Here is a 24,221-nt window from a genome sequence, read left to right as displayed (position 1 = left end):
TTACCCCCCAACTCCCCGCGAGTCGGCGCCCGTTCCGGAACTCTCCGGAGTGCGGCGCCTACGTTTCGTGGTGATGCTGCGGCCGTGCACCGGCGGCACGTGCCGCAGGCAGTGACCGGGAACGGATGGTCAATTTCCGTTTCCACTCGCTCCATTGGCGGGCGATCAGTAGCCTCAGCTCGAACACCGGATCGTCTACGCCTTGGAGAGATACATGGAGCGTCCCGCCTGGGCTCCCCGGAGCATCGACATCTCGGTGCCGAGCGTGGCGCGTATCTACGACTTCTACCTGGGCGGTTCGCACAACTTCGAGGCCGACCGGGCGGCGGCCCGCAAGGCCATGGAGCACGTACCGGGACTGCCGAAGATCATGCAGGCGAACCGGGCGTTCATGCGGCGGGCGGTGCGGTTCGCCGTCGACCAGGGCATCACGCAGTTCCTCGACATCGGCTCCGGCATCCCCACCTTCGGCAATGTCCACGAGGTCGCCCAGAGCGCCAGCCCCGGCGCCCGTGTGGTGTACGTCGACCACGATCCGGTGGCCGTCGCGCACAGCCGGGCGGTCATCGCGGAGAACCCCGACGCGGGCGTCGTCGCGGCCGACCTCCGCAAGCCGCAGGAGATCCTCGACAGCCCCGAGGTCCAGCGGCTGCTCGACCTGAAGCGTCCGGTGGCGCTGCTCCTCGTTGCCATACTGCACTTCGTGGAAGACGCGGACGACCCCTACAAGGCGGTGGCCGAACTGCGCGACGCGCTCGCGCCCGGCAGCCTGCTGGTGCTGACGCACGCCGCGTTCGAGGGGATCCCGCTGTCGCAGGAGCAGGTGCAGGGCGCGGTGGACGTGTACAAGGACATCCGCAACCCGCTGATCATGCGTTCGCACAACGAGATCGCACGGTTCTTCGAGGGGTACGACATGGTGGAACCCGGGCTGGTGCCGATGCCGCGATGGCGGCCGGAGTCGGAGAACTGGGACCCCGACGAAGAGGATCCATGGGCCTTCTCCCAGTTCGGCGGCGTGGGGCGGACGGCGTGAGCGCGGAGCCGGACGGGCCGGAGGACAGACTGCGCCGGTTCGCGACGATCTGGAGCCGGGCCGTGTTCCCGGTGACCTCGACCTCGCTGACCCGCGTGGAGTTCGAGAAACAACTGCTGCCGTTGGCCCGCCGGTTGAGCCAGGCGCTGCTGGCCAGGACCGTCGACACGGATGAGGGGCGGGCGGTGGGCGCCGCCCTGGTGACCGCGCACTGCACCGACCCCGACGCGCTGACCCGCTCCCTGGACTGTGTCGACGCCTATCTGGTCCTGTACTGCGGCGGCGACGGCGACCGGGAGGACCTGCGCAGCCGGTCCGCCCGACTCCAGCACGCGATGGCCGCCGGATTCGCCCAGGCGCTGCGCGAGCGCACCCTGGCCGAGCAGGAGGCCATCGCGCAGGCCGCCCTGGAGGCCCAGGGCGTGGTGGCCCAGGCGCTGCACGCGACCGAGGCCCGGTTCCGCGCGGTGTTCGAAGGCGCGGCCATAGGGATCGGCATCGCGGACCTCGACGGCAACGTCCTCCAGGTCAACGACGCCCTGCTGCGCATGTTCGGCATCACCGACCAGACGATGCGCGGCCGCAACGTCCGCGAGTGGATCCACCCCGAGGACGCACCGCAGACCTGGACGCTCTACGACGAGCTCGTCCGCGGCGAGCGCGAGCACTACCACGTCGAAAAGGCATTCTCCCGCCCCGACGGCACGGTCCTGTGGACCAATCTGACGGTCTCCCTGCTGCGGGACGCCGACGGCACCCCGCAGTACCAGCTCGCCCTGATGGAGGACACCACCGAGCGCCGGCTGCTCAACCTCCGGCTGCGCTACGAGGCCACCCACGACGCCCTCACCGGACTGCCCAACCGCACGCTGTTCTTCGAGCGCCTGGAGAAGGCGCTGAGCGCGGGCGAGGGCCAGCGGTTCGGCCTGTGCTACCTCGACCTCGACGGGTTCAAGACCATCAACGACAGCCTCGGCCACGCGGCCGGCGACCGGCTGCTCGTCGAGGTCGCCGACCGGTTGCAGTCCTGCGCGACCGCGCCGGGCGAGATGGTGGCCCGGCTCGGCGGCGACGAGTTCGTGGCGCTGACCACCGGCCCCGACACCGAGAGCGAGGTGGACGAGCTCGCCACACGCATCATGAACGTCCTGCTCGCCCCGGTCCGCATCGACGGCCGGGAGCTGACCGTGCGGGGCAGCATCGGCATCGTCGAGGGCCCGGCGGGGGAGCGGGGCCCGGCGGAGGTGCTGCGCAGCGCCGACATCACGATGTACCGGGCCAAGTCGGCGGGCGGCAACCGCTTCGAGCTGGCCGACCCGGAGGCCGACGCCCGCGCGATCACCCGGCACGGCCTGACCACGCAGCTGCCGGCGGCCCTGGAGCGCGGCGAGTTCTTCATCGAGTACCAGCCGCTGGTCCACCTCGGCGACGGCAGTGTGCGCGGCGCCGAGGCGCTGGTGCGCTGGCTGCACCCGCAGCACGGCATCCTCGGCCCGGACCGGTTCATCCCGCTCGCCGAGCACACCGGGCTGATCGTGCCGCTCGGCCGCTGGGTCCTGGAGCAGTCGGTGCGCCAGGCCCGGGAATGGCGAGAACGCTACGGCGAGGACACGGCGGGCGGTCCGCTCCGGATCAACGTCAACCTGTCGCCGTGCCAGCTCACCCACCCCGGCCTGGTCCAGGACACCGTCGACATCCTGGAGCGCACGGGTGTCGCTCCGGACGCCCTCTGCCTGGAGGTCACCGAGTCGGCCCTCATCGGCGCCGACGACGACCTGCTCAAGCCGCTGCGCCGACTCGCCGAGATGGGCGTCGACATCGCCCTGGACGACTTCGGCACCGGCTACTCGAACCTGGCGAACCTGCGCCGTCTCCCGGTCAGCGTCCTCAAGCTGGACCGCTCCTTCACGCAGAGCATGCAGCAGTTCCCCGCCGACCCCGTCGACCTCAAGATCGTCGAGGGGATCGTCTCGCTCGCCCACGGCCTGAACCTCGCGGTGACGGTCGAGGGCGTCGAAACCGGCGCGCAGGCCGAGCAGTTGCGGATACTGGGCTGCGACACCGCCCAGGGCTGGTACTACGCCCGCCCGGGCCCGCCGGAGCGCCTGCACGAGCTGGCACTGGTGGACGCGACGGGCTGAACGCCCGCTTCCTCAGGGCAGCGGGAGCGACCGCAGCGAACCGTGGGTGCGGGCCATGACGACGACATGGCCCGTGTTCCCGCCCGGTACGACGAGCGCGGGGTGTTCGCCGCCCCTGGTCTGCGCGTACGCCGGGGACAGGCGGGGCGCGGCGCTTCCGGCGCCGTGCGGACCGGCGTGCAGGTCGATCGTGAGCACGCGGCCCCGCGTGGCGCGGTCGTTGACGGGGGTGAAGGTCACGAACCGTCCGCCGGCCACGCCGGCGCCGTCCGTCATGGTGGCGTACGTGCTCCACAGCCTGCGGTCGTTCTCGAGGTCGTACGCGTACCAGTCGCCCGCGCTCGTGTCCTCGGCGCCGGCCTCGTACAGCACCAGGACGCCGTCGTCGGAGATCACTCCCTGCACGGGCTTGTCGATCGTGTTCCGCGGGGTCGGCAGCGGCCTCAGTGTCGCGGGATCCAGTCGCCGCATCGGCGGGAAGACGTCCCCGGCGGAGAACGGGCTGCCGGTGCAGACCAGGTAGTGGCCGCCGGTGACGAGGTGCTGGCACTCGACGCCCGCGGGGCTGGTCGCCACGGTGGCGCCGGTGCGGGCGTCGTGGGCGGTGACCCGGGTGACGCCGTCGGCCGTGTAGACGCGGCCCCGGAAGGCGGCGAGGGGCTCGCCGGTGCTCCAGGCGACGTTCCGGTGCCACAGGGGCGTGCCGTCGGACGCGCGGACGGCGTCGAGGACGGCACCGGTGCGGATGAAGGGGTCCGGTGCGTGCAGGGCGTACACGATCCCGTCCGTGGCGGCGAGCGCGACGTAGGCGCGGCCGGCGGGCAGTCGACGGGTCCACGCCTGGTCACCCGTCCGCAGGTCCGCCGCGCGGAGCACGCCCGCGACCCCGGCGACGGCCCGTGCGTCGGCCGCGTCGACGAGGAGCTGGGCGGTCCTGGCGTGGGTGTCGCCGGGCACGGTCCAGGTGACCCGGCCGTCGGCCCGCGAACGCCCCACGAGTGCACCGGTGTCGGTCGCACACACCACCTGGTGCGCGGTCGCGCCGCAACTGCCGTGCGCCTCCGGGCGGGTGAGGGACGCGGTCCACGCCCGCCACGGGCCCGAGACCGACGTCGAGGTCGTCTCCACCGTCGGCCCCGAGGCGCGGGACGACGAGACGGCCGGGCTCTTCGGTCCGCCGGACGCGGCGCACCCCACCAGCACCAGCAGTGCAGCGCCCACCGCAACGATCCGCCGCTTCATCCCCGCCCACCCCCGTTCGAGAAGGCCTCATGCTACGACCGCTCACCGCTCACCGCTCCAGCAGCATCCGCTGCAACTCCCGTGCCGCCCGCGGCGGAGCCACATCGCTGCGGTGGGCCAGCGCGATCGTCCGGTGCAGGCCCGGCCGGGCCAGGGGCGTGACCCGCAGTCCGCGGCCCGCACGCGTGGCGACCATGCGTGGTACGACGGCCACGCCCAACCCCGCCCGCACGAAGCCCAGCACCGCGTCCATCTCCCCGCCCTCCACCGCGAAGTCCGGTTCGAACCCCTCGGCACGGCACGCCGCCACCGTCAGTTCGCGCAGGTCGTAGCCGTGCCGGAACATCACCAGGGGCGCGCTCTCCAGATCGGCGACGCGGACCGTACGGCGGCCGGGACCGCCCGGTGCCGGGCCCTCCGGCGAGGAGACCACGACCAGGTCCTCGCGCAGCAGCTCCACCGTGGTCAGCGCCGGGGACGGCGTGGGCAGCGGCAGGACCACCAGGGCCAGGTCGAGGGCACCGCGCGCGAGCAGCCGTACGAGATCGTGGGACCCGCCCTCCTCGATCATCAGCCGGATGCCGGGATAGCGGTCGTGGAAGGCGCGCAGCACGTCCGGCAGCAGACCGGTGCACAGGCTCGGGGTCGCGCCCAGCCGGATCCGGCCGCTGCGCAGCTGCACCAGCTCCTGCACCTCGTGCCGGGCGGTGTCCGCGTCGGCCAGGATGCGGCGGGCCAGCGGCAGCAGCGCCTCGCCCGCGTCGGTGAGCGTGATGTTGCCGCGGGCGCGCAGGAAGAGGTCCGCCCCGAGCTCCCGCTCCAGCGCCCTGATCTGCTGGGACAGCGAGGGCTGGGCGACGTGGACCGTCTCGGCGGCACGGGTGAAGTGGCGGGTCTCGGCGACCGCCACGAAGTACTGGAGCTGCTGGAACTGCACCCTCGTACGATAGCCGCTGACTATGGAATCAAGCCGGACCATGTCTTGGACCGATCGGGACGGACGGTTCTAACGTCTTGACCCATGGCTCTGGCAACGCGGACGGACCGACGGCCGTCCATGGCACGCACCGTGTGGGACAGCTCCGTCGGCAAGAAGACCGTGATGGCCGTCAGCGGACTGATCATGCTGCTGTACCTGGTCGTCCACATGATCGGCAACCTGAAGATCTTCTTCGGCGCGGGCGAGTTCAACCACTACGCGCACTGGCTGCGCACGGTCGGCGAGCCGTTCATGCACTACGAGTGGACCCTCTGGCTGATCCGTGTGGTGCTGGTCGTCGCCGTGGTCGCGCACGCCACGTCCGCCTACCAGCTCAGCCGCCGGGACATCCGGGCCCGGCCCAGCAAGTACGTCCACAAGAAGCCGCGGGCGAGCTACGCGACCCGCACCATGCGCTGGGGCGGGATCATCCTCGCCCTCTTCATCGTGTGGCACATCCTCGACCTGACGACCGGCACCGTGCACTCCGGCGGCTTCCAGGCGGGCCACCCGTACCAGAACGTCGTGGACACCTTCTCCACCTGGTACGGCAACGTCATCTACATCGTCGCGATGCTCGCCCTCGGCCTGCACGTCCGGCACGGCTTCTGGAGCGCCGCCCAGACCCTCGGCGTCGGCAGCCGCAGCCGCGACCGCGCCCTCAAGGCCGTCGCGAACGTCCTCGCACTGCTGCTCACGGCCGGCTTCATCGCCGTACCCGTGGGCGTCATGACCGGAGTGGTGAGCTGAACATGACCTCCTACGCGGACTACACCACCGGCGCGCCCGTTCAAGACGGCAAGGCGCCCTCGGGACCCGTCAACGAGCGCTGGGACAAACGCCGGTTCGAGGCCAGGCTGGTCAACCCCGCCAACCGGCGCAAGCACACCGTGATCGTCGTCGGGACGGGCCTCGCGGGCGGCTCGGCCGGCGCCACGCTGGCCGAACAGGGCTACCACGTCGTCCAGTTCTGCTACCAGGACTCGCCGCGTCGCGCCCACTCCATCGCCGCGCAGGGCGGCATCAACGCGGCCAAGAACTACCGCAACGACGGCGACTCGATCCACCGCCTGTTCTACGACACCGTCAAGGGCGGCGACTTCCGGGCCCGCGAGTCCAACGTCCACCGGCTCGCGCAGATCTCCGTCGAGATCATCGACCAGTGCGTGGCGCAGGGCGTCCCGTTCGCTCGGGAGTACGGCGGTCTGCTCGACACCCGCTCCTTCGGCGGGGTGCAGGTCTCGCGGACCTTCTACGCCCGCGGCCAGACGGGCCAGCAGCTGCTGCTCGGCGCCTACCAGGCTCTCAGCAGGCAGATCGCCGCCGGGAACATCGAGATGCACCCGCGCACCGAGATGCTCGACCTGATCGTCGTCGACGGGAAGGCCCGCGGGATCGTGGCGCGGGACCTCGTCACCGGGCGGATCGACACGTACTTCGCGGACGCCGTGGTCCTGGCCTCCGGCGGCTACGGCAACGTCTTCTATCTGTCGACGAACGCCATGAACTCCAACGCGACGGCGATCTGGCGGGCCCACCGCCGGGGCGCCCTGTTCGCCAACCCCTGCTTCACGCAGATCCATCCGACGTGCATCCCGCGCACCGGAGACCACCAGTCCAAGCTGACGCTGATGAGCGAGTCGCTGCGCAACGACGGCCGGATCTGGGTACCGAAGGCCAGGGGCGACGACCGGCCGCCGAACCGGATCCCCGAGGACGAGCGCGACTACTACCTGGAGCGCATCTACCCCTCCTTCGGCAACCTCGTCCCGCGGGACATCGCCTCCCGCGCCGCGAAGAACGTCTGCGACGAAGGGCGCGGGGTCGGCCCCGGCGGACAGGGCGTCTACCTCGACTTCGCCGACGCCATCCAGCGGATGGGACGGGCGGCCGTCGAGGCAAAGTACGGCAACCTCTTCGACATGTACCAGCGGATCACCGACGAGGATCCGTACGAGGTGCCGATGCGGATCTACCCCGCCGTGCACTACACGATGGGCGGACTGTGGGTCGACTACGACCTCCAGACCACGATCCCCGGCCTGTTCGCGATCGGCGAGGCCAACTTCTCCGACCACGGGGCCAACCGCCTCGGCGCCTCGGCGCTGATGCAGGGCCTGGCCGACGGCTACTTCGTCCTGCCGGCGACCATCAACGACTACCTCGCCCGCAACCCGCACCAGGACGCGGTCACCCCCGAACACCCGTCGGTGCAGGAGGTGCTGGCCGAGACCGAGGACCGCGTCAACCTGCTCCTCGCCGTCGACGGAGACCGCACGCCCGACTCCTTCCACCGCGAACTCGGTGAACTCATGTGGGAGTTCTGCGGGATGGCCCGCACGGACGCCGGTCTGCGCAAGGCGCTGGAGCGCATCCCGCAGATCCGTGAGGAGTTCTGGCGGCGCATCAAGGTGCCGGGCACCGGCGAGGAGTTCAACCAGTCACTGGAGAAGGCGAACCGGATCGTCGACTACCTCGAACTCGCCGAGCTGATGTGCCTCGACGCGCTGCACCGCGCCGAGTCCTGCGGCGGCCACTTCCGCGAGGAGTCCCAGACCCCGGACGGCGAAGCGGCCCGCAGGGACGACGAGTTCGCCTACGCGGCGGCCTGGGAGTTCACCGGCACGGGCGCCGCCCCCGTCCTGCACAAGGAAGACCTTGTCTTCGAGTACGTCCACCCCACCCAGCGGAGCTACGCATGAAGCTCACCCTGCGCGTCTGGCGGCAGAAGAACGCCGACGCCGACGGAGCGATGTCCACGTACGAGGTGGACGGCATCTCGTCCGACATGTCCTTCCTGGAGATGCTGGACACCCTGAACGAGGAGCTCATCCTGCGCGGTGAGGACCCCGTCGCCTTCGACCACGACTGCCGCGAGGGCATCTGCGGCGCGTGCTCCCTCGTCATCAACGGCGACGCGCACGGGCCCGAGCGCACCACCACCTGTCAGCTGCACATGCGGTCCTTCTCCGACGGCGACACGATCGACATCGAGCCGTGGCGGGCCTCCGCGTTCCCCGTGATCAAGGACCTGGTCGTGGACCGGTCGGCCTTCGACCGGATCATCCAGGCCGGCGGCTACATCACGGCACCCACGGGAGCGGCCCCCGAGGCCCACGCCACGCCGGTGCCCAAGCCCGACGCCGACTTCGCCTTCGAGCACGCCGAGTGCATCGGCTGCGGGGCGTGCGTGGCGGCCTGCCCCAACGGGGCCGCGATGCTCTTCACCTCGGCCAAGGTGAACCACCTGAACGTGCTCCCGCAGGGCGCGCCGGAGCGCGAGACCAGGGTCCTCGACATGGTGGAGCAGATGGACGAGGAGGGCTTCGGCGGCTGCACCCTGACCGGCGAGTGCGCGACGGCCTGCCCCAAGGGAATTCCGCTGATGTCCATCACGAGCATGAACAAGGAGTGGCTCCGGGCGACCAGGAAGGCCGCCAGGCGCTGAGAGACGTTCGCCGATCAGTGCGGACGGGTGGGGCCGGCCGTGGTGCTCATGCCCGGCCCCACCACGCCTGACCGCTCTCCGGTCACCGGCACGACACCGTCCGGACGGTGGAGTCGGAGGCCCCGGACACCTGGCCCGAGCCGTTCAGCCAGCGCACATCCGCACTCTTGGAACCGGTCACGTACACGCCAACCGGCGTCGGGAGAACAGGGACAGCGGCACCGCTCGCCGCCTCCGCCTGTGACCTGGAGAGTGCCATGACCGGCGTTTCCACCCTGGACCGTCCCCCGCAGAGCGTCGCCCCCACCCGCTACACCGTCGGCCTGGCCCGCGACGAGGACGACGTGCGGGCCGCGCAGCGGCTGCGGCACGACGTGTTCGCCGGGGAGATGGGGGCCCTCCTGACCACCCCGCAACCCGGCCTCGACATCGACGGCTTCGACGCCCACTGCGACCACCTGCTCGTCCGAGACACCCTGACCGGGCAGGTCGTCGGCACCTACCGGCTGCTGCCCCCGGAGCGGGCCGCGATCGCCGGACGCCTGTACGCGCAGGGTGAGTTCGACCTCGCCCCGCTCGACGCGATCCGTCCCGGGCTCGTCGAGGTGGGCCGCTCCTGCGTGCACCCCGACCACCGCGACGGCGCGGTCATCGGCCTGATCTGGGCCGGGATCGCCCGCTACATGGTGGACCGCGGACACGAATGGCTGGCCGGCTGCTGCTCGATCCCGCTCGCCGACGGCGGCGCGCTCGCGGCCGGCACCTGGGACCGGGTGCGCACCAAGTACCTGGCTCCCGAGGAGTTCCGGGTACGGCCCCTGCTGCCCTGGGAGCCCACGGGCGCGGCGCCCGCCGGGCACTCCGAGCTTCCCCCGCTGCTGCGCGGCTACCTCCGCCTCGGCGCCTGGGTGTGCGGTCAGCCCGCCCACGACCCGGACTTCGGGGTCGCCGACCTGTTCGTGCTGCTGTCGATGCGCCGGGTCAACGCCCGCTATCTGCGGCACTTCCTCTCGCTCGTGCCGGCCTGATGAGCGTCTGGCTGCCCAGCGCGCCCTGCACCCCCAGGACGTGCCTGGAGCGGACGGGGCCGGTCACGGCTCTGCCCCGTGCCGTGGGGCGGCTGCTCGCGGTGACCGCCCTGCTGCTCGCCGGGATCGCGCTGCTGCCGGTCGGGCGGCTGATCCCGGTCGGCGCGGTCAGGTGGTGGTCCCGGGCGGTGGTGCGGGCCTCGGGCGTCCGGGTCCGCGTGTCCGGCGCCGCCGTGCCCACCGGCGGGGTGCTCCTGGTCGCCAACCACATCTCCTGGCTGGACATCCCGCTGCTGGCCGCCGTACGCCCCGCCCGCATGCTCGCCAAGTCCGAGATCCGGCGGTGGCCGGTGGCGGGATGGCTGACGGCCCGCAGCGGGGCACTGTTCATCGAGCGGGACCGGCTGCGGGCCCTCCCCGACACCGTCGCGCGCATCGCCGACGCGCTGCGCGGGGGCGCCGCGGTGGCCGTCTTCCCCGAGGGCAGCACCTGGTGCGGCCGCGCCCAGGGCCACTTCCGCCGCGCGGTGTTCCAGGCGGCCCTGGACGCCGGGGCCCCGGTGCAGCCGGTGCGCCTGCGGTACCGGGTGAGCGGGGGAGAGGCCAGCACGGCTCCCGCCTTCATCGGGGACGACTCCCTGCTCGCCTCGGTGTGGCGGGTGGTGTCGGCACGGGGGCTGGTGGCCGAGGTGGGAGTCCCGGAGCCGCTGGCACCGGGCTGCCGCACCGACCGAAAGACGCTGGCCGCGACCGCGCAGGCGCAGGTGTGGGAAGAACACACGGCGGAGAGGCACCCGGTAGAGCCGTACGGTGAAAGCGCCCCGTTCCCCGCGCAGGCCGCCCGGGACGTCGTACGGCCCCGTCGTCCGCGCCGCCGCCCCCCTCTGCTCGCCCCTCAGCCGCCAGGCGTCAGCGCCCGCGTCAGATAGGGCGCCGTAGCACTCCCCGCGGCCCCTGCCACCGCCTCCGGCACCCCCGCCGCCACGATCCGTCCGCCCGCCTCCCCGCCGCCCGGCCCCAGGTCGATCACCCAGTCCGCGCCCGCCACGACCGACATGTCGTGCTCGACGACGATCACCGTGTGCCCGCCGTCAACGAGGCCGTGCAGCTGCCGCATGAGGACCTCGACGTCGGCGGGGTGGAGCCCGGTGGTGGGTTCGTCGAGAAGGTAGACCGTGTGCGCGCGGTGCACGCGCTGGAGTTCGCTCGCCAGCTTGATGCGCTGGGCCTCGCCGCCGGAGAGCTCGGTGGCGGGCTGCCCCAGCCGCAGGTAGCCGAGTCCGACGTCCAGGAGGGTGGCGAGGCTGCGGGCCACGGACGGGGAGTCCGCGAAGAAGTCCGCCGCCGACTCCACCGTGAGGTCGAGCACCTGGGCGATGTTCCGCCCCCGGTACGTCACTTCGAGCGTCCCGGGGTTGTAGCGGGCCCCGCCGCAGTCCGGGCAGGGCGCGTACGTGCTCGGCAGGAAGAGCAGCTCCACGCTCACGAACCCCTCGCCCTGGCAGGTCTCGCAGCGCCCTCCCGCCACGTTGAAGGAGAACCGGCTCACGCCGTAGCCGCGTTCGCGTGCCCCCTCGGTCCCGGCGAACACCGTGTAGGTCGCCAGGTTGGAGCGCGGGGTCCGGCCGATCGGCTTCTGGTCGACGGAGACCACCCGGCCCACCCCGGCCGGCTCGTCCGTGATCTCACCGACCAGCGTGGACTTGCCCGACCCCGACACCCCGGTCACCGCCGTGAACACACCCAGGGGAAACTCGGCCGTGACCCCACGCAGGTTGTGCCGGGTGACCGGACCGATCCTCAGGTGGCCACGGGGCTCACGCACTTGACGGGTGGAGGCGGGTGAACGGTGGAACAGGAACCGTGCCGTGGCCGACTCCTCGACCGCCGCGAGATCCGCCACCGGCCCGCTGTGCAGCACCCGTCCGCCATGCTCGCCCGCCAGCGGGCCGACGTCCACCAGCCAGTCCGCGCCGCGCATCACGTCCAGGTGGTGCTCCACCACGAACACCGAGTTTCCGGCCGCCTTCAGTCGCGCGAGCACGGTGAGCAGCGCCTCGGTGTCCGCGGGGTGCAGTCCGGCTGAGGGTTCGTCGAGGACGTAGACGACTCCGAACAGCCCGGACCGCAACTGGGTGGCGAGGCGCAGTCGTTGGAGTTCGCCGGCCGACAGGGTGGGGGTGGCGCGGTCGAGGCTGAGGTAGCCGAGACCGAGCTCGACCACGGGCGCGATACGGGACCTGAGGTCCTCGGTGAGGACCCGCGCGGCCCCGCCGTCGGCGGCCAGCGAGGCGGCCAGCTCGGTCAGCGGCAGGGCCGCCAGGTCGGCGATCGTACGGCCTCCGAAGGTGACCGCCATGGCCTCCGGGCGCAGCCGGCTGCCACCGCAGGCCGGACAGGGCGAAGAGACCAGGAACCGCTCCGCCTTAGCCCGGAGGGTCTGGCTCTTGGAGTCCGCGAAGGTCTTCAGGACATAGCGGCGGGCGCTCATGTACGTGCCCTGGTAGGGGCGTTGGATCCGGTCCGCGTCCCGCACCGGGTGCACGGTCACCACCGGCTGCTCGTCCGTGAACAGGATCCACTCCCGCTGCTCCGCGGGCAGCTCGCGCCACGGCCGGTCCACGTCGTAACCGAGCGTGTCGAGGATGTCCCGCAGGTTCTTGCCCTGCCAGGCACCGGGCCAGGCGGCGATGGCGCCCTCCCGGATCGACAGCGACGGATCGGGCACCAGCGACTGCTCGGTCGTACGGTGGACCCGGCCGAGCCCGTGGCACTCCGGGCAGGCGCCGACGGCCGTGTTCGGGGAGAAGGAGTCCGAGTCGAGCCGCTCGGCCCCCGGCGGGTAGTCGCCTGCGCGGGAGAACAGCATCCGCAGGGAGTTCGAGAGGGTGGTGACCGTGCCGACCGAGGAACGGGACGTGGGCGCGGCCCGCCGCTGCTGGAGCGAGACCGCCGGCGGCAGCCCGGTGATCTCCCCGACCTTCGGCGCCCCCACCTGGTGGATCAGCCGCCGCGCGTAGGGCGCCACCGACTCGAAGTACCGCCGCTGGGCCTCAGCGTAGATCGTCCCGAACGCCAGCGATGACTTCCCCGACCCGGACACCCCCGTGAACACCGCCAGCACGTCCCGCGGAACGTCGACGTCCACCCCCTGAAGATTGTGCTCACGTGCACCGCGCACACGGACGTAAGGGTCGTGGGGGCCGCTGCGGTCGTACATGAGAACGACTCTAACCGGAGGTGATCGACGCCAGCCTTCGGTAGGAGTCCAGCAGGGCCGCACGGTCGTATGTGCTGGTCGTGACCAGGACCTCCTGCGCGCCCGTCTCCTTCAGCACGGTCTCCAGTTCGTGGGCGACCTGGTCCTCGGTGCCCGCGATGTGGCCCGCGAGTCCCGACTCGTAGAAGCCGCGCTCCTTCGCCGTCATCGTGAGGCTCTCGACGCGCTCGGCGGGCGGCAGAGGTGGGAAGGTGCCGTGGGTGCGGGAGTACGCCATCGACCACGCCTCCGGCATCAGCAGGCGCCGCGCCTCCTCCTCGGTGGCGGCGACCGCGACCGTGCCGGAGACGACGACGTACGGCTCCCGCGCCCAGGGGGAGGGGCGGAAGTGCGCGCGGTAGTGGTCGATGCCGCGCCGCATCTTCTCGCGGTTCCTCAGGTCGCCGATGACCATCGGCAGGCCCGCGCGGGCCGCGATCCCCGCGCCCTCGCCCATCGCCAGCACGAAGGGCGGCACGGTCAGGCCCTCCGCGGGCCGGGCCCGCACTCCCGTCGGTGAGGTGCCGCGGAACCAGCCCAGCAGCTCCTGAAGCTGTACGGCGAAGTCGTCGGCGTCGTCCTTGCCGCGGCCCAGCGCCTTGCGCACGCCGTCGGTGAAGCCGACCGAGCGGCCCAGGCCCATGTCGATCCGGCCGGGGAAGAGCGACTCCAGCACCCCGAACTGCTCGGCGACGACCAGGGGTTGGTGGTTCGGCAGCATCACCCCGCCGGTGCCGACCCGGATCGAGCCGGTGGCCGAGGCAACGGCGGCCGCGAGAACCGTCGGCGCGGAGCCCGCCACGCCCGGTACGCCGTGGTGCTCCGAGACCCAGAACCGGTGGTAGCCGAGCCCCTCCAGCTCCCGCGCCAGCCGCACGGTGTCCTGGAGCGCCTGCGCGTTCGTGCCGCCCTCGCGGGTGCGGGAGCGGTCGAGGACGGAGAAGCGGGTGGCGGCGATCAGGGAACTCACACCAGGTTCAACGCGTGGCGGAGCCGCGCATTCCCGGCCCGGTCCGGCGGAAAACCGGGTGACCCGCATCCGCGCAGGTCAGCACAATGGCCGGGTGACCGTCCAGAACATCCTGCTCTCCGGCATCGTCGGCTCGACCGCGTACGGACTCGCCCGCGAGGGCTCCGACACGGACCGGCTCGGCATGTTCGCCGCGCCCACCGCGTCCCTGCTCGGCCTGCACACGCCCAGGGAGTCCCACGTCACCACGGCACCGGACCGCACCCTGCACGAGGCGGCGAAGTGGTGCCGGCTCGCCCTCGGCGGCAACCCGACCGTGATGGAGCTGGTGTGGCTGCCCGACGAGCTGTACGAGGTGCGCACCCCGCTCGGTGACGAACTCGTCGGCATCCGCGGGGCGTTCCTCAGCGCGCCGCGGGTCAAGGACGCCTATCTCGGGTACGCCGCCCAGCAGTTCAGGAAGCTGGAGAGCCGCGCCGGCGACCACCGCACCGCCAAGCACGCCCGGCACCTGAAACGGCTCTGCCACCAGGGCTTGGAGCTGTACACCACCGGACAGCTCACCGTACGGGTCGAGGACCCCGAGGAGTACCACCGCTTCGGGGACTCCGTCGCCGCCGACCCCTCCTGCGCGCGGTCGCTGCTCGCCCGCTACGAGCACGCCTTCGCCGAGAGCCGCAGCGCGCTGCCCGACCGGCCCGACGAGGCGCCGGTCGAGGCGTGGCTGCTGCGCCTGCGCGCGGAGTTCTACGCCACGGCGGCGTGAGCGCGAGCGTGCGCGTTGGTGGTCTCGTGGTCGCGGGTGTCGGTGTGCGCGTCGGTGGTCTCATGGTCGCAGGCGTCGTCGACGCCGTACGTCTCCCAGGCGGGGAAGGGGTCCACGCGCGGCCGGCGTTCGTCCGGGGCCATGAGGCAGCCGGCGAGCGCCGCGTGCAGCGCCTCCGGCTCCAAGTGGGTACCGATGAACACGAGTTCCTGGGCGTAGGGCGCCTCCGCGTCCCGGGCCGCGGACGGTTCGAAGCGGGCCACCGCACCGGCCTGTGACCACAGGCCCGTCACCCGCGGGCGGCCGGCAAGGGTGAAGAAGCCCTTCGAGCGCATGACTCGCCCGTACGCCCCGCTGTCCAGGCCCTCGGTGACGAAGTCCCACAACCGGCCCGGATGGAAGGGGAGTTCGGAGCGGAACACGGTCGAGGAGACGCCGTATTCCTCGGTCTCGGGAATGTGCTCGCCGTTGAGTTCCTGGACCCAGCCCGGTGCCTGCTGGGCGCGCTCCAGGTCGAACAGACCGGTGCCGAGGACCTGTCGCAGGTCCACGCGGGCATGCTCGGTCTCGACGATCCGGGCGGCCGGGTTGAGCCGTAGGAGAGCCGCGCGCAGCCGGGCGACCTCGTCCGCGTCGACCAGGTCGAGCTTGTTGAGGATCAGGACGTCCGCGAACTCGACCTGGTCGACGAGGAGATCGCTGACCGTGCGTTCGTCGCCCTCGAAGGGCGCGAGGCCGCGTTCGGCGAGGTCGTCGCCCCGCTCCAGCTCGGGCAGGAAGTTGGCCGCGTCCACGACCGTGACCATGGTGTCGAGCCGGGCCACGTCCCCGAGGGTGGCGCCGTCGTCGCGGGCGAAGGTGAAGGTGGCGGCCACCGGCATGGGTTCCGAGATACCCGAGCTCTCGATGAGCAGGTGGTCGAAGCGGCCTTCGCGGGCCAGCCGGTCCACCTCCTCGAGAAGGTCGTCGCGCAGGGTGCAGCAGATGCAGCCGTTGGTCATCTCGACCAGACGTTCCTCGGTCCGCGAGAGGGCGGCCTCGCCGCCGCGCACCAGCGCCGCGTCGATGTTGACCTCGCTCATGTCGTTGACGATGACGGCGACCCTGAGCCCCTCGCGGCTGGCGAGGACGTGGTTGAGGAGCGTTGTCTTGCCCGCCCCGAGGAAGCCGGACAGGACGGTGACGGGCAGGAGGCGGTCGTACGGCACGAGGTCCTCAGCCCTCGGGACGCAGCAGGCCGCGCTCGTACGCCCTGACCAGGTTCTGCGGGACGAGACGGGTGACCCCGTCGACGGTGACGGGCGCCAGCTGGGCGGTGGTGGCGGGTGTTGCTGCGGGACATCTTCCGCTTGGGTACGGCCATGACGGGATCCTCCTCGGTGCCGGGGTGAGCACCGAGGACGCTACATGAAAATGGATACCATTAACAATCAACGGTGGCGCCTGGACTGTCAGCGGCGGCGCCGGGACCGGACCCTCGCCTCCCGAGGCGGTTCGATGAACTGGAGCTCCAGCGTCAGCGGCGGCTCGGCGACCCCGGGGCCGCCCGCCGCCGCCCACCGCACGACCTCCTCGGTGGCCCCGTCGTCCGTCACGAACCCGATCCACGCGGCCTTGGCACCCGCCCGGCGCCCTGCGGCGGAGGGTCGTACGACGATGACGTTCGCCTGGTCGCAGGGGCCCAGGCAGTCGGTCGTCCGGACCTGGAAGCCGTGCTCGGCGGCCCCGGCCCGCAACAGCTCCAGCTGCCAGGCGTGGTCGGTGCCGGGGTTCTTGCGGGCGTCCCCGCAGCAGCAGCCCCGGCACACGACGAGCGTGCAGGGGGCGGAGCCGGTCAGGAACGTACGGGGCGTCGAGGACATGGGAGAAGCATGCGGCCTGCACCGATCACGGGGTGCGGGCGGGGTGCCTGGAACTCCGGCTGCCACGGGAGGACCCGGTAGTCGCCCGTGCCCCCTCGACCTTCTCGAACGGCGCCGAACTCACGCACCTGGGCAGGCCGTCGGTCTCCACCGGCGAGCCCGTCGAGGCCCAGCTGTAGCCGAGCCGGTCATGGCGGCCGAGGTCGTGGACGGTCACGCCGACCCGAGACAGTCGACCTTCGCCTTCGCACGTGCGCCGTCACCGTGGAGGTAGTGACTCCACTCGAAGGTTCCCGTGGCCTTGAGCGGGTTGTCGACGTCCTTCGCCGCCAGATGGGCGTCGAAGGAGAACGTGATGTCCTCGGCGGTCGACCGGGACAGTTTCGCGGTACCGGTGAGGGGCGGCGGCCTCCCGCCGATGGTCACCGGTGGCGGAGGCGGCGGTTGATCCCGCCACCGCGGCGGTCAGCAGGAGCGTGGCACCCAACACGGCAGTTCGTGTACGGCGGTTCATGCCCGTCCTCTCGGTGGGTTGCTCGGACGGCTCCCACTCTCCCGGCACGACGCCCGTGCCACATCACGCCGGGGGCGGCACCTCAGGTCCCCCTCCGGGCGGGAGGGGGCTCGGTGTCCGCGTCCTCAGGCGGACCCCCGCGTACGACCGAGGGGGGGGCGCACGCGGGCGGGTGTCGCCGGGCTGCGGCCGTCCGGACGCGTGGTCCCGGGAGCGGGACGGCGGCCGGGGCTAGGGTGAGCCTGTGACCGACAGTGACAAGCGCCCCGTCGCCGTGTTCGACCTCGACAACACCCTGGCCGACACCGCCCACCGGCAGCGGTACCTGGAGCGCAAGCCGCGCGACTGGGACGCCTTCTTCGCTGCCGCGCCCGAGGACCCGCCGATCCCGGAGGGCATCGCGCTGGTGCTGGCCAGCGCCGAGGAGTGCGAGATCGTCTACCTCACCGGACGGCCCGAGCGCTGCCGCCGCGACACGCTCGCCTGGCTCGCCGCGCAGGGGCTGCCCGAGGGGCGGGTGCACATGCGGCGCAACGACGACCGGCGGCCCGCCCGGCTCACCAAGCTGGAGATCCTCAAGCGGCTCGCGCGGACCCGGGAGATCCGGGTGCTGGTGGACGACGACGAACTGGTCTGCGCGGACGCGGAACGGGCCGGGTTCTCCGTCGTACGGGCACGCTGGACCGCCCCTTCCGCGGCGCTGAAGACGGCGCAGGAGCGGGAGGGGCGGACGTGAGCGCCGTCAGTCGGATTCTTCGAGGCGGAAACCGACCTTGAGGCCTACCTGCCAGTGCTGGACCTGCCCGTCCTCGATCTGCCCCCGCACCTGGGTCACCTCGAACCAGTCCAGGTTGCGCAAGGTCTGCGAGGCGCGGCTGATGCCGTTGCGGATCGCCTGGTCCACGCCGTCGGGCGAGGTGCCCACGATCTCGGTGACCCGGTAGGTGTGGTTCGACATACGGATGCTCCTCTCCGCCGTGACAGCGGCGTCACGCGTCACTCCACCGTGCCCCAGCCCGCCCGGTAACGCGAGTCCGCTGCGCTGGGCTTGGCCCGGCGCCTACGGGAGTGCCGGGGGCGGCCGCCGGGCGGGTGCGGGTGCGTCGTGGCATGTCGCGCAGTTCCCCGCGCCCCTGGGTGAGTGCAGTTGGCCGGCGCCACGACCGAGCTCACCGGGTCGGCGCCTACCGTGGGTTCATGGACGGTATGCCGCACGACATCCCTGCCCCCGACACCCCGAACCCGCTGCGGGCGCTCTCCCTGGAGCAGCTGCGACGGCGTACGAGCATGAAATGGCGGACCTACCCCGAGGACGTGCTGCCGCTGTGGGTCGCCGAGATGGACGTGCCGCTGGCCGAACCGGTCGTGCGGGCCGTCCGGGAGGCGATGGAGCTCGGGGACACCGGGTATCCGGCCGGGACGGCGTACGCCGAGGCACTGGCCGCCTTCGCCGCCGAGCGGTGGGCCTGGGAGGGGCTGGCCGTCGAGCGTACGGCCATCGTGCCCGACGTGATGATGGGCATCGTCGAGATGCTCAAGCTGGTCTCAGGACCGAATGACCCGGTCGTCGTCAACTCGCCCGTGTACCCGCCCTTCTTCCCGTTCGTCGAGAACATGGGACGCAAGGTCGTCGAGGCTCCGCTCGGCGCGGACGGCCGGCTCGACCTCGGCGTCCTGGAGGGCACCTTCGCGCGGCTGAGCGCGGGCGGGGGACGGCCCGCATACCTGCTGTGCAGCCCGCAGAACCCCACCGGGGCCGTGCACACCGTCGACGAACTGGCCGCCGTCGCGGCGCTGGCGCAGACGTACGGAGTCCGGGTCGTGGTCGACGAGATCCACGCCCCGCTCACGGCGCCCGGCGCGAACTTCGTGCCCTACCTCGCCGTACCGGGCGCGGAGAACGGGCTGTCGCTGCTGTCGGCCTCCAAGGCGTGGAACCTGGCCGGGCTCAAGGCCGCCGTGGCCGTCGCAGGGCCCGAGGCGGCCGACGACCTCGCGCGGCTGCCCGAGGAGGTCGGGGACGGACCCAGCCATGTCGGAGTCCTCGCGCACACCGCCGCACTCCGGGAGGGCGGCGACTGGCTCGACGCCCTGCTAGGCGGCCTCGACGACAACCGCCGGCTCCTGGCCGGCCTCCTCGCCGAGCACCTGCCCGCGGTGCGGTACACGCCGGGCCAGGCGACGTACCTCGCCTGGCTGGACTGCCGCGCGCTCGGCCTCGGCGGCGATCCCGCCGAGATCTTCCTGGAGCGCGGCCGGGTCGCCCTGAACTCCGGCATCCCGTTCGGCACCGGAGGCGAGGGGTTCGTCCGGCTGAACCTGGCGACCTCTCCCGAGCTGATCACCGAGGCGGTCCGCAGGATGGCGAGCGCCCTCGACTGACGAGGAGGACGGCGAGCGCGCCTTCGACTGACGAGGAGAGCGCGCCTTCGACCGACGAAGGGGACCTGAGGGCCCCCTTCGTCACCTGCCGCTACCGCTACCGCTACCGCACCACGCTCAGCGACAGCGCGAACCGGCCCTCGCCGTCCGTCCACCAGTGCGCCAACTCCAGCCCAGCGGCGGAGAGTTCGCCCCGGACGCCGTCCTTGCGGAACTTCGCCGAGATCTCGGTGTGCAGCTCCTCGCCCGCCGTGAAGTCCACGGCCAGGTCGAGCGCGGGCACCTTCACGGTCTGGTCCGTGCGGGACCGCAACCGCATCTCGATCCACTCGTTCCCGGCGTCCCACAGGGCCACGTGGTCGAAGGCGCCGGGATCGAAGTCGGCGTCCAGTTCGCGGTTGACGACCGTCAGGACGTTCTTGTTGAACGCGGCCGTCACCCCGGCCGCGTCGTCGTACGCCCTGACCAGCACGTCCTCATCCTTGACCAGGTCCGTGCCGAGCAGCAGCGCGTCGCCCGGCGAGAGCAGGGCGCGTACCGAGGAGAGGAACGCGGCACGCTCGGCCGGCAGCAGATTGCCGATCGTGCCGCCGAGGAAGGCCAGCAGGCGCGGGCCCGGCGTGTCCGGCAGGCTCAGACCGGCCGTGAAGTCGGCGATCAGCGCGTGCACGCTCAGTTCGGGCCGCTGGGCGATGAGCGCCTGCCCGGCCTGGGTGAGCGCGCTCTCGCTGACGTCGACCGGGACGTACGTGTGCAGCCCGGTCAGGGCGTCGAGCAGATACCGGGTCTTCTCCGAGGAGCCCGAGCCCAGCTCGACCAGGGTGCGGGCACCGGTCGCCGCGGCGATCTCACCGGACCGCGCGACGAGGATCTCCCGTTCGGCGCGGGTCGGGTAGTACTCGGGCAACTCGGTGATCTGCTCGAAGAGTTCACTGCCGTGGGCGTCGTAGAACCACTTCGGAGGCAGGGTCTTGGGCATGTGCGTCAGGCCCTTGAGGACGTCGGCGCGCAGGGCGGCCTCGGTGGCGTCCTCGGGCAGGGTGCGGGTCAGAAGGAACGGACTCACGTGCGGGGCTCCTTGAGTGGTTCCAGGGACTTCAGGGGGGTCAGCAGCACGTCGGTGCGGCTCGCCGCGAGGAGCGTGCGGTCGGGTACCTCCTGCCAGTGCGGATCGTCGTCGTACGGCTCGGAGGCGACGACCGTGCCGAGGCCCGGCCGCTGGAGGTACCAGAGGGTGTCGCCCCAGGCGGTCGCGGCGATGGATTCGCCGTTGGTCAGCAGCAGGTTGAGCCGGGAGCCCGGGGCCGCCTCGGCGACCTCCAGGACCGTGTCGGCGAGCGCCTGGCCTTCCTCGTCGCCGCCGCGCAGCCGGTTGAGGACCAGCGCCCACACGAACGCCGAGTCGTTGCGGGCCTCCATCGACAGCAGGTCCGCCGGGGGCAGGGTCCCGGTGAGGGGAGCCAGGGAGTCCGGCCAGCCCTTCACCGCGCCGTTGTGGCTGAACAGCCAGGGTCCCGAGGCGTACGGAGCCGCCGCGGCCTCGGCGTCGGCGCCCGCCAGCGTCGCGTCGCGTACGGCGGCCAGGACCGCCGGGCTCCGCACGACCCGGGCGAGGTCGGCGAACGACAGGTCGGCCCAGATGGGCCCGGCCCGCCGGTACCGCGCCGGCACCGGGTCGCCCTCGGCGTACCAACCGACCCCGAACCCGTCGGCGTTGACCGTTCCGTACCGCTGCCGGCGCGGCGCCCAGGACTGCCGGTACAGGCTGTGCGGGGGCTCCACGAGGAGCCGGCCGAGCGGCTCCTCGGGTCCCAGGTAAGCCAGGTGACGGCACATCAGGCGGATCCCGCGGAACGGGCGGTGCGGAAGCCGGAGAAGATCTGCCGCCGGATCGGGTAGTCCCAGTTGCGGAACGTGCCCCGGCAGGCGACCGGGTCCACGGCGAACGAACCGCCGCGCAGCACCTTGTGGTCGGGACCGAAGAACACCTCCGAGTACTCCTTGTACGGGAACGCCCGGAACCCCGGGTAGGGCTCGAAGTCGCTCGCCGTCCACTCCCACACGTCCCCGATCAACTGCCGTACGCCGAGCGGGGACTCGCCCTCCGGGTAGCTTCCGGCGGGGGCGGGGCGCAGGTGCCGCTGGCCCAGGTTGGCGTGCTCGGGCCGAGGGTCGGCGTCGCCCCACGGGTAGCGCGTCGAGCGGTTCCCGGCCGGATCGTGGCGGGCCGCCTTCTCCCACTCCGCCTCGGTGGGCAGCCGCCGTCCGGCCCAGCGGGCGTAGGCGTCGGCCTCGTACCAGGACACGTGGACCACGGGCTCGTCGGCCGGCACGACCTCGGTGACGCCGAAGCGCCGCCGCAGCCACTGCTTGCCGTCCCGGCTCCAGAACAGCGGGGCGTGGATGGAGTGCTGCCTGATGTGCGTCCAGCCCGCCGGCGCCCACCAGCGCTCGGTGTCGTAGCCGCCGTCCGCGATGAAGGCCTGGTACTCGGCGTTCGTCACCGGAGTGGTGTCGATCCAGAAGGCGTCCACCTCCCGCCGGTGCGCGGGGCGTTCGTTGTCCAGCGCCCACGGCTCGTCGGAGGTGCCCATGGTGAACGGGCCGCCGGGGACCAGGACTTCGGCCGGGCCGGTGAAGAGGGGGGCGGGTTCCGGGTCCGGGGCGGTCAGTGCCGCGGGGCCCTTGCGGAGCTGATGGGTGATCAGCATGGTCTCGTCGTGCTGCTGTTCGTGCTGCGCGATCATCCCGAAGGCGAACCCGGCCTCGGTGAGCCGGGTCCCGTGCAGCGCGGTGCCCTCCAGGACGTCGAGGACCCGCCCGCGCACCTCGGCCGCGTAGCGCCGCGACTCCGCGGGGGACAGCAGGGGCAGCGTGGGGCGTTCGGAGCGCGGGTGCTCGAAGGCGTCGTAGATGCCGTCGATCTCGGGCCGTATCGCCTCCTGCCCGCCGACCGTCCGCAGCAGCCACTGCTCCTCCTGGTTGCCGATGTGGGCGAGGTCCCACACGAGCGGCGACATCAGTGGCGAGTGCTGGGCGGTCAGGTCGGGTTCCTCGACGCAGCTGGTGAGCAGCGTCGTGCGGTCCCGGGCGGTGACCAGGGTCGACACCGCCCGCTCACGGAAGGACTCGGGGTCCTCGACCGAGGGGGCGGTGGTGGGGTCGGTCATGTGCGGATTTCCTTCCCGAGCGAACCGTGGGTGCGGTCCAGCAGATCGTCGGCGGGGCAGCGGCCCCGGATCACATAGCGGTGCAGATACGTTTCGACGGCGCCGATGACCTCGGGGCCCGCGCCCAGCCGGGGCAGGCCCTCCAGGGCCGCCGTGAAGCACACGACGGCCGCCTCCCGCAGCTCCGGGTCGGTGAGCCCGTGCCGGGCCGCGTCGATCCACAGCGGATTGTGCGGGGCGGCCAGGGACAGGGTGCGCTCGGCGAGCGGCTTCACCGCCCGGTAGGCCGTCTCGGCGGTCTCCGGGTCGTCGAAGAGCGCCGCCGTCACCGCGAGCGGGACGATCCAGCCGTCCTCGCCGGGCTGTGCGTCGATCATCCGCAGTTCGAGATGGCCGCGCGGCCTGACCGGCGGGAACAGCGTCGAGACGTGGTAGTCGAGATCCTCCCGGGTCGGCGGCCGGGGCACGCCCGACCTGGCCCACTGCCGGAAGGTGAGCCCCTCGGGGACGTCCCAGGGGCCGCTGTCCCGCCGTATGCACATCACCGGCGCGTCCAGGACGTGCCGGGCCCAGGCCGCACGGGGGTCGGCGTCCAGGTCGGGGCCGCCCGCCCGGCCCTTGCCGATCTCGGTCCACAGCAGCTGGCGGGTGGAGAGCCAGCCGGTGGGCTCGGAACCGGCCAGGGGCGAGTTCGCGAAGGCGGCCACCAGGACGGCGCCCAACTGGTGCGCCAGCCACCAGCGGCGCCCCAGGCCCAGGGGGCCGGGCTCCTCGTGGCCGGCGTCCACGCAGACCTGCACGGAGGCCGAGGTGCACATCATGGCGCGGCCCGCCGGGCCGGTGCGGTCCAGGCAGGTCTCCATCGCGTCGTAGCGCGGTTCGAGGAGGTATCTGCGCGGCGGGTGCCAGGGGTCGTGGCCGAAGCCGACGAGGCCGAGACCCTGTGCGGCGAGGGCCGTACGGACGGCGGCGAGGTCCGCGGAGACGGTGCCGATGCACTCCGTCAGGGATGCTGCGGGCTGGGAACTCAGCTCCAGCTGGCCGCCCGGTTCGACGGTGAGTGCCGACTTCAGGGGTACGGTCCGCACTGCGGCGTAGGCGGCCTTGAGTCGTTCGGGTGTGACGGGGAGCTGCGGGCTGCGCAGCTCGTGGACGAGCCATTCCAGTTCCACCCCGATGCGGCGGGGCGGACCGGTCTTGAAGCAGATGCCGCGGACCAGGGCCTCGAGCTCTGCTTCGCGGAGCGCTGTACGAGGGCTCGTACAGTCGCCTATGGAGTCGGACATGTCGGGATCCTCCTGAGATTCCACCATGCCACCGGTCCGGGGATCAGGTGGGTCGGACCGGCAACGCTCGTCCCACCCAAGACCTTCTTTCCGTTCCGCACAAGGGGGCACATCCGCGCATTAGGGGCCGTGGATCTC

21 protein-coding genes and 2 pseudogenes are annotated in these 24,221 nt (G+C 72.1%); 10 read left to right on the top strand and 13 right to left on the bottom strand.

What is annotated here, in order from left to right:
• The first annotated feature begins 214 nt into the window (after positions 1-214).
• Both IF54_RS0137060 and IF54_RS0137055 read left to right on the top strand, forming a co-directional pair.
• Positions 215-1,036, top strand: coding sequence for an SAM-dependent methyltransferase (locus IF54_RS0137060; RefSeq protein WP_030327010.1), 822 nt, complete (start codon positions 215-217; stop codon positions 1,034-1,036).
• Positions 1,033-3,177, top strand: coding sequence for a putative bifunctional diguanylate cyclase/phosphodiesterase (locus IF54_RS0137055; protein ID WP_030327008.1), 2,145 nt, complete (start codon positions 1,033-1,035; stop codon positions 3,175-3,177). Before IF54_RS0137060 ends, IF54_RS0137055 begins: the two co-directional genes overlap by 4 nt.
• 12 nt (positions 3,178-3,189) lie before the next feature.
• Here the strand turns inward: IF54_RS0137055 and IF54_RS0137050 are convergent, their stop codons facing one another.
• On the bottom strand, positions 3,190-4,398 hold the full coding sequence (locus tag IF54_RS0137050; protein ID WP_234439152.1) for a PQQ-binding-like beta-propeller repeat protein: 1,209 nt from the start codon (positions 4,396-4,398) through the stop codon (positions 3,190-3,192).
• 70 nt (positions 4,399-4,468) lie between these two features.
• On the bottom strand, positions 4,469-5,356 hold the full coding sequence (locus IF54_RS0137045; RefSeq protein WP_030327006.1) for a LysR family transcriptional regulator: 888 nt from the start codon (positions 5,354-5,356) through the stop codon (positions 4,469-4,471).
• A 120-nt stretch (positions 5,357-5,476) separates the two neighbouring features.
• On the opposite strand from IF54_RS0137045, the gene IF54_RS0137040 reads away from it, so the two are divergent.
• The 5 genes from IF54_RS0137040 (at position 5,477) to IF54_RS0137020 (ending at position 10,803) form a co-directional block, all read left to right on the top strand.
• Positions 5,477-6,148, top strand: a complete 672-nt coding sequence (locus IF54_RS0137040) for a succinate dehydrogenase (protein ID WP_030327004.1) — start codon at positions 5,477-5,479, stop codon at positions 6,146-6,148.
• Between the two features lie 2 nt (positions 6,149-6,150).
• The gene (locus IF54_RS0137035) at positions 6,151-8,100 is read left to right on the top strand and encodes a fumarate reductase/succinate dehydrogenase flavoprotein subunit (protein WP_030327002.1); all 1,950 of its coding nucleotides are present in this window, start codon (positions 6,151-6,153) and stop codon (positions 8,098-8,100) included.
• Complete coding sequence (locus tag IF54_RS0137030) at positions 8,097-8,846, top strand: succinate dehydrogenase/fumarate reductase iron-sulfur subunit (RefSeq protein WP_030327000.1); 750 nt, start codon at positions 8,097-8,099, stop codon at positions 8,844-8,846. Before IF54_RS0137035 ends, IF54_RS0137030 begins: the two co-directional genes overlap by 4 nt.
• A gap of 257 nt (positions 8,847-9,103) precedes the next feature.
• The gene (locus IF54_RS0137025; protein ID WP_030326998.1) at positions 9,104-9,874 is read left to right on the top strand and encodes a GNAT family N-acetyltransferase; all 771 of its coding nucleotides are present in this window, start codon (positions 9,104-9,106) and stop codon (positions 9,872-9,874) included.
• Positions 9,874-10,803: a lysophospholipid acyltransferase family protein gene (locus tag IF54_RS0137020; RefSeq protein WP_030326995.1), complete on the top strand. Its 930-nt coding sequence runs from the start codon at positions 9,874-9,876 to the stop codon at positions 10,801-10,803. The genes IF54_RS0137025 and IF54_RS0137020 overlap by 1 nt, the downstream gene beginning before the upstream one ends.
• Here the strand turns inward: IF54_RS0137020 and IF54_RS0137015 are convergent.
• A complete protein-coding gene (locus IF54_RS0137015; protein WP_030326993.1) occupies positions 10,770-13,094 on the bottom strand; it encodes an excinuclease ABC subunit UvrA in 2,325 nt (774 codons plus the stop codon). The genes IF54_RS0137020 and IF54_RS0137015 overlap by 34 nt on opposite strands.
• A gap of 10 nt (positions 13,095-13,104) precedes the next feature.
• Positions 13,105-14,103: an LLM class flavin-dependent oxidoreductase gene (locus tag IF54_RS0137010; RefSeq protein WP_030326992.1), complete on the bottom strand. Its 999-nt coding sequence runs from the start codon at positions 14,101-14,103 to the stop codon at positions 13,105-13,107.
• Between the two features lie 94 nt (positions 14,104-14,197).
• On the opposite strand from IF54_RS0137010, the gene IF54_RS0137005 reads away from it, so the two are divergent.
• Positions 14,198-14,869 (top strand): DNA polymerase beta superfamily protein, encoded by a 672-nt coding sequence (locus IF54_RS0137005; RefSeq protein WP_037821110.1) that lies wholly within the window; start codon positions 14,198-14,200, stop codon positions 14,867-14,869.
• On the opposite strand, the gene IF54_RS0137000 is transcribed toward IF54_RS0137005, so the two are convergent.
• The 4 genes and pseudogenes from IF54_RS0137000 to IF54_RS41775 form a co-directional block, all read right to left on the bottom strand.
• Positions 14,851-16,077 (bottom strand): GTP-binding protein, encoded by a 1,227-nt coding sequence (locus IF54_RS0137000; RefSeq protein WP_078852242.1) that lies wholly within the window; start codon positions 16,075-16,077, stop codon positions 14,851-14,853. The genes IF54_RS0137005 and IF54_RS0137000 overlap by 19 nt on opposite strands.
• Before the next feature lie 7 nt (positions 16,078-16,084).
• Positions 16,085-16,232 (bottom strand): annotated as a pseudogene (locus tag IF54_RS41780) (50S ribosomal protein L32).
• 88 nt (positions 16,233-16,320) lie between these two features.
• Complete coding sequence (locus IF54_RS0136995) at positions 16,321-16,731, bottom strand: hypothetical protein (RefSeq protein WP_030326989.1); 411 nt, start codon at positions 16,729-16,731, stop codon at positions 16,321-16,323.
• A gap of 50 nt (positions 16,732-16,781) precedes the next feature.
• A pseudogene (locus tag IF54_RS41775) lies at positions 16,782-17,245 on the bottom strand (Repetin); the annotation flags it as partial.
• Between the two features lie 244 nt (positions 17,246-17,489).
• Here IF54_RS41775 and IF54_RS0136985 point away from each other — a divergent pair.
• Positions 17,490-17,981 carry an HAD family acid phosphatase gene (locus IF54_RS0136985; RefSeq protein WP_030326988.1) on the top strand — a complete coding sequence of 164 codons (492 nt, stop codon included), beginning with the start codon at positions 17,490-17,492 and terminating at the stop codon, positions 17,979-17,981.
• 6 nt (positions 17,982-17,987) lie between these two features.
• Here the strand turns inward: IF54_RS0136985 and IF54_RS0136980 are convergent, their stop codons facing one another.
• A complete protein-coding gene (locus tag IF54_RS0136980; RefSeq protein ID WP_020135180.1) occupies positions 17,988-18,203 on the bottom strand; it encodes a dodecin in 216 nt (71 codons plus the stop codon).
• Positions 18,204-18,451: 248 nt separating this feature from the next.
• On the opposite strand from IF54_RS0136980, the gene IF54_RS0136975 reads away from it, so the two are divergent.
• Positions 18,452-19,627 (top strand): MalY/PatB family protein, encoded by a 1,176-nt coding sequence (locus IF54_RS0136975; protein ID WP_037821108.1) that lies wholly within the window; start codon positions 18,452-18,454, stop codon positions 19,625-19,627.
• 103 nt (positions 19,628-19,730) lie between these two features.
• On the opposite strand, the gene egtD is transcribed toward IF54_RS0136975, so the two are convergent.
• Genes egtD through egtA form a run of 4 tightly spaced genes read right to left on the bottom strand, consistent with a single transcriptional unit; the run spans position 19,731 to position 24,083 of the window.
• Positions 19,731-20,693, bottom strand: coding sequence for an L-histidine N(alpha)-methyltransferase (egtD, locus tag IF54_RS0136970; RefSeq protein WP_030326986.1), 963 nt, complete (start codon positions 20,691-20,693; stop codon positions 19,731-19,733).
• Positions 20,690-21,463, bottom strand: a complete 774-nt coding sequence (egtC, locus tag IF54_RS0136965) for an ergothioneine biosynthesis protein EgtC (RefSeq protein WP_030326985.1) — start codon at positions 21,461-21,463, stop codon at positions 20,690-20,692. The genes egtD and egtC overlap by 4 nt, the downstream gene beginning before the upstream one ends.
• Positions 21,463-22,797, bottom strand: coding sequence for an ergothioneine biosynthesis protein EgtB (gene egtB / locus IF54_RS0136960; protein ID WP_030326983.1), 1,335 nt, complete (start codon positions 22,795-22,797; stop codon positions 21,463-21,465). The genes egtC and egtB overlap by 1 nt, the downstream gene beginning before the upstream one ends.
• On the bottom strand, positions 22,794-24,083 hold the full coding sequence (egtA, locus tag IF54_RS0136955; RefSeq protein WP_030326980.1) for an ergothioneine biosynthesis glutamate--cysteine ligase EgtA: 1,290 nt from the start codon (positions 24,081-24,083) through the stop codon (positions 22,794-22,796). The genes egtB and egtA overlap by 4 nt, the downstream gene beginning before the upstream one ends.
• Positions 24,084-24,221: the final 138 nt, after the last annotated feature.

Origin of the sequence: Streptomyces sp. NRRL B-3229, assembly GCF_000719505.1 — a bacterium.
Taxonomy (GTDB): Bacteria; Actinomycetota; Actinomycetes; order Streptomycetales; family Streptomycetaceae; genus Streptomyces; species Streptomyces griseorubiginosus.
Note: the sequence above shows the minus strand (reverse complement) of the source record. Positions and strands in the feature narration are given on the sequence as shown.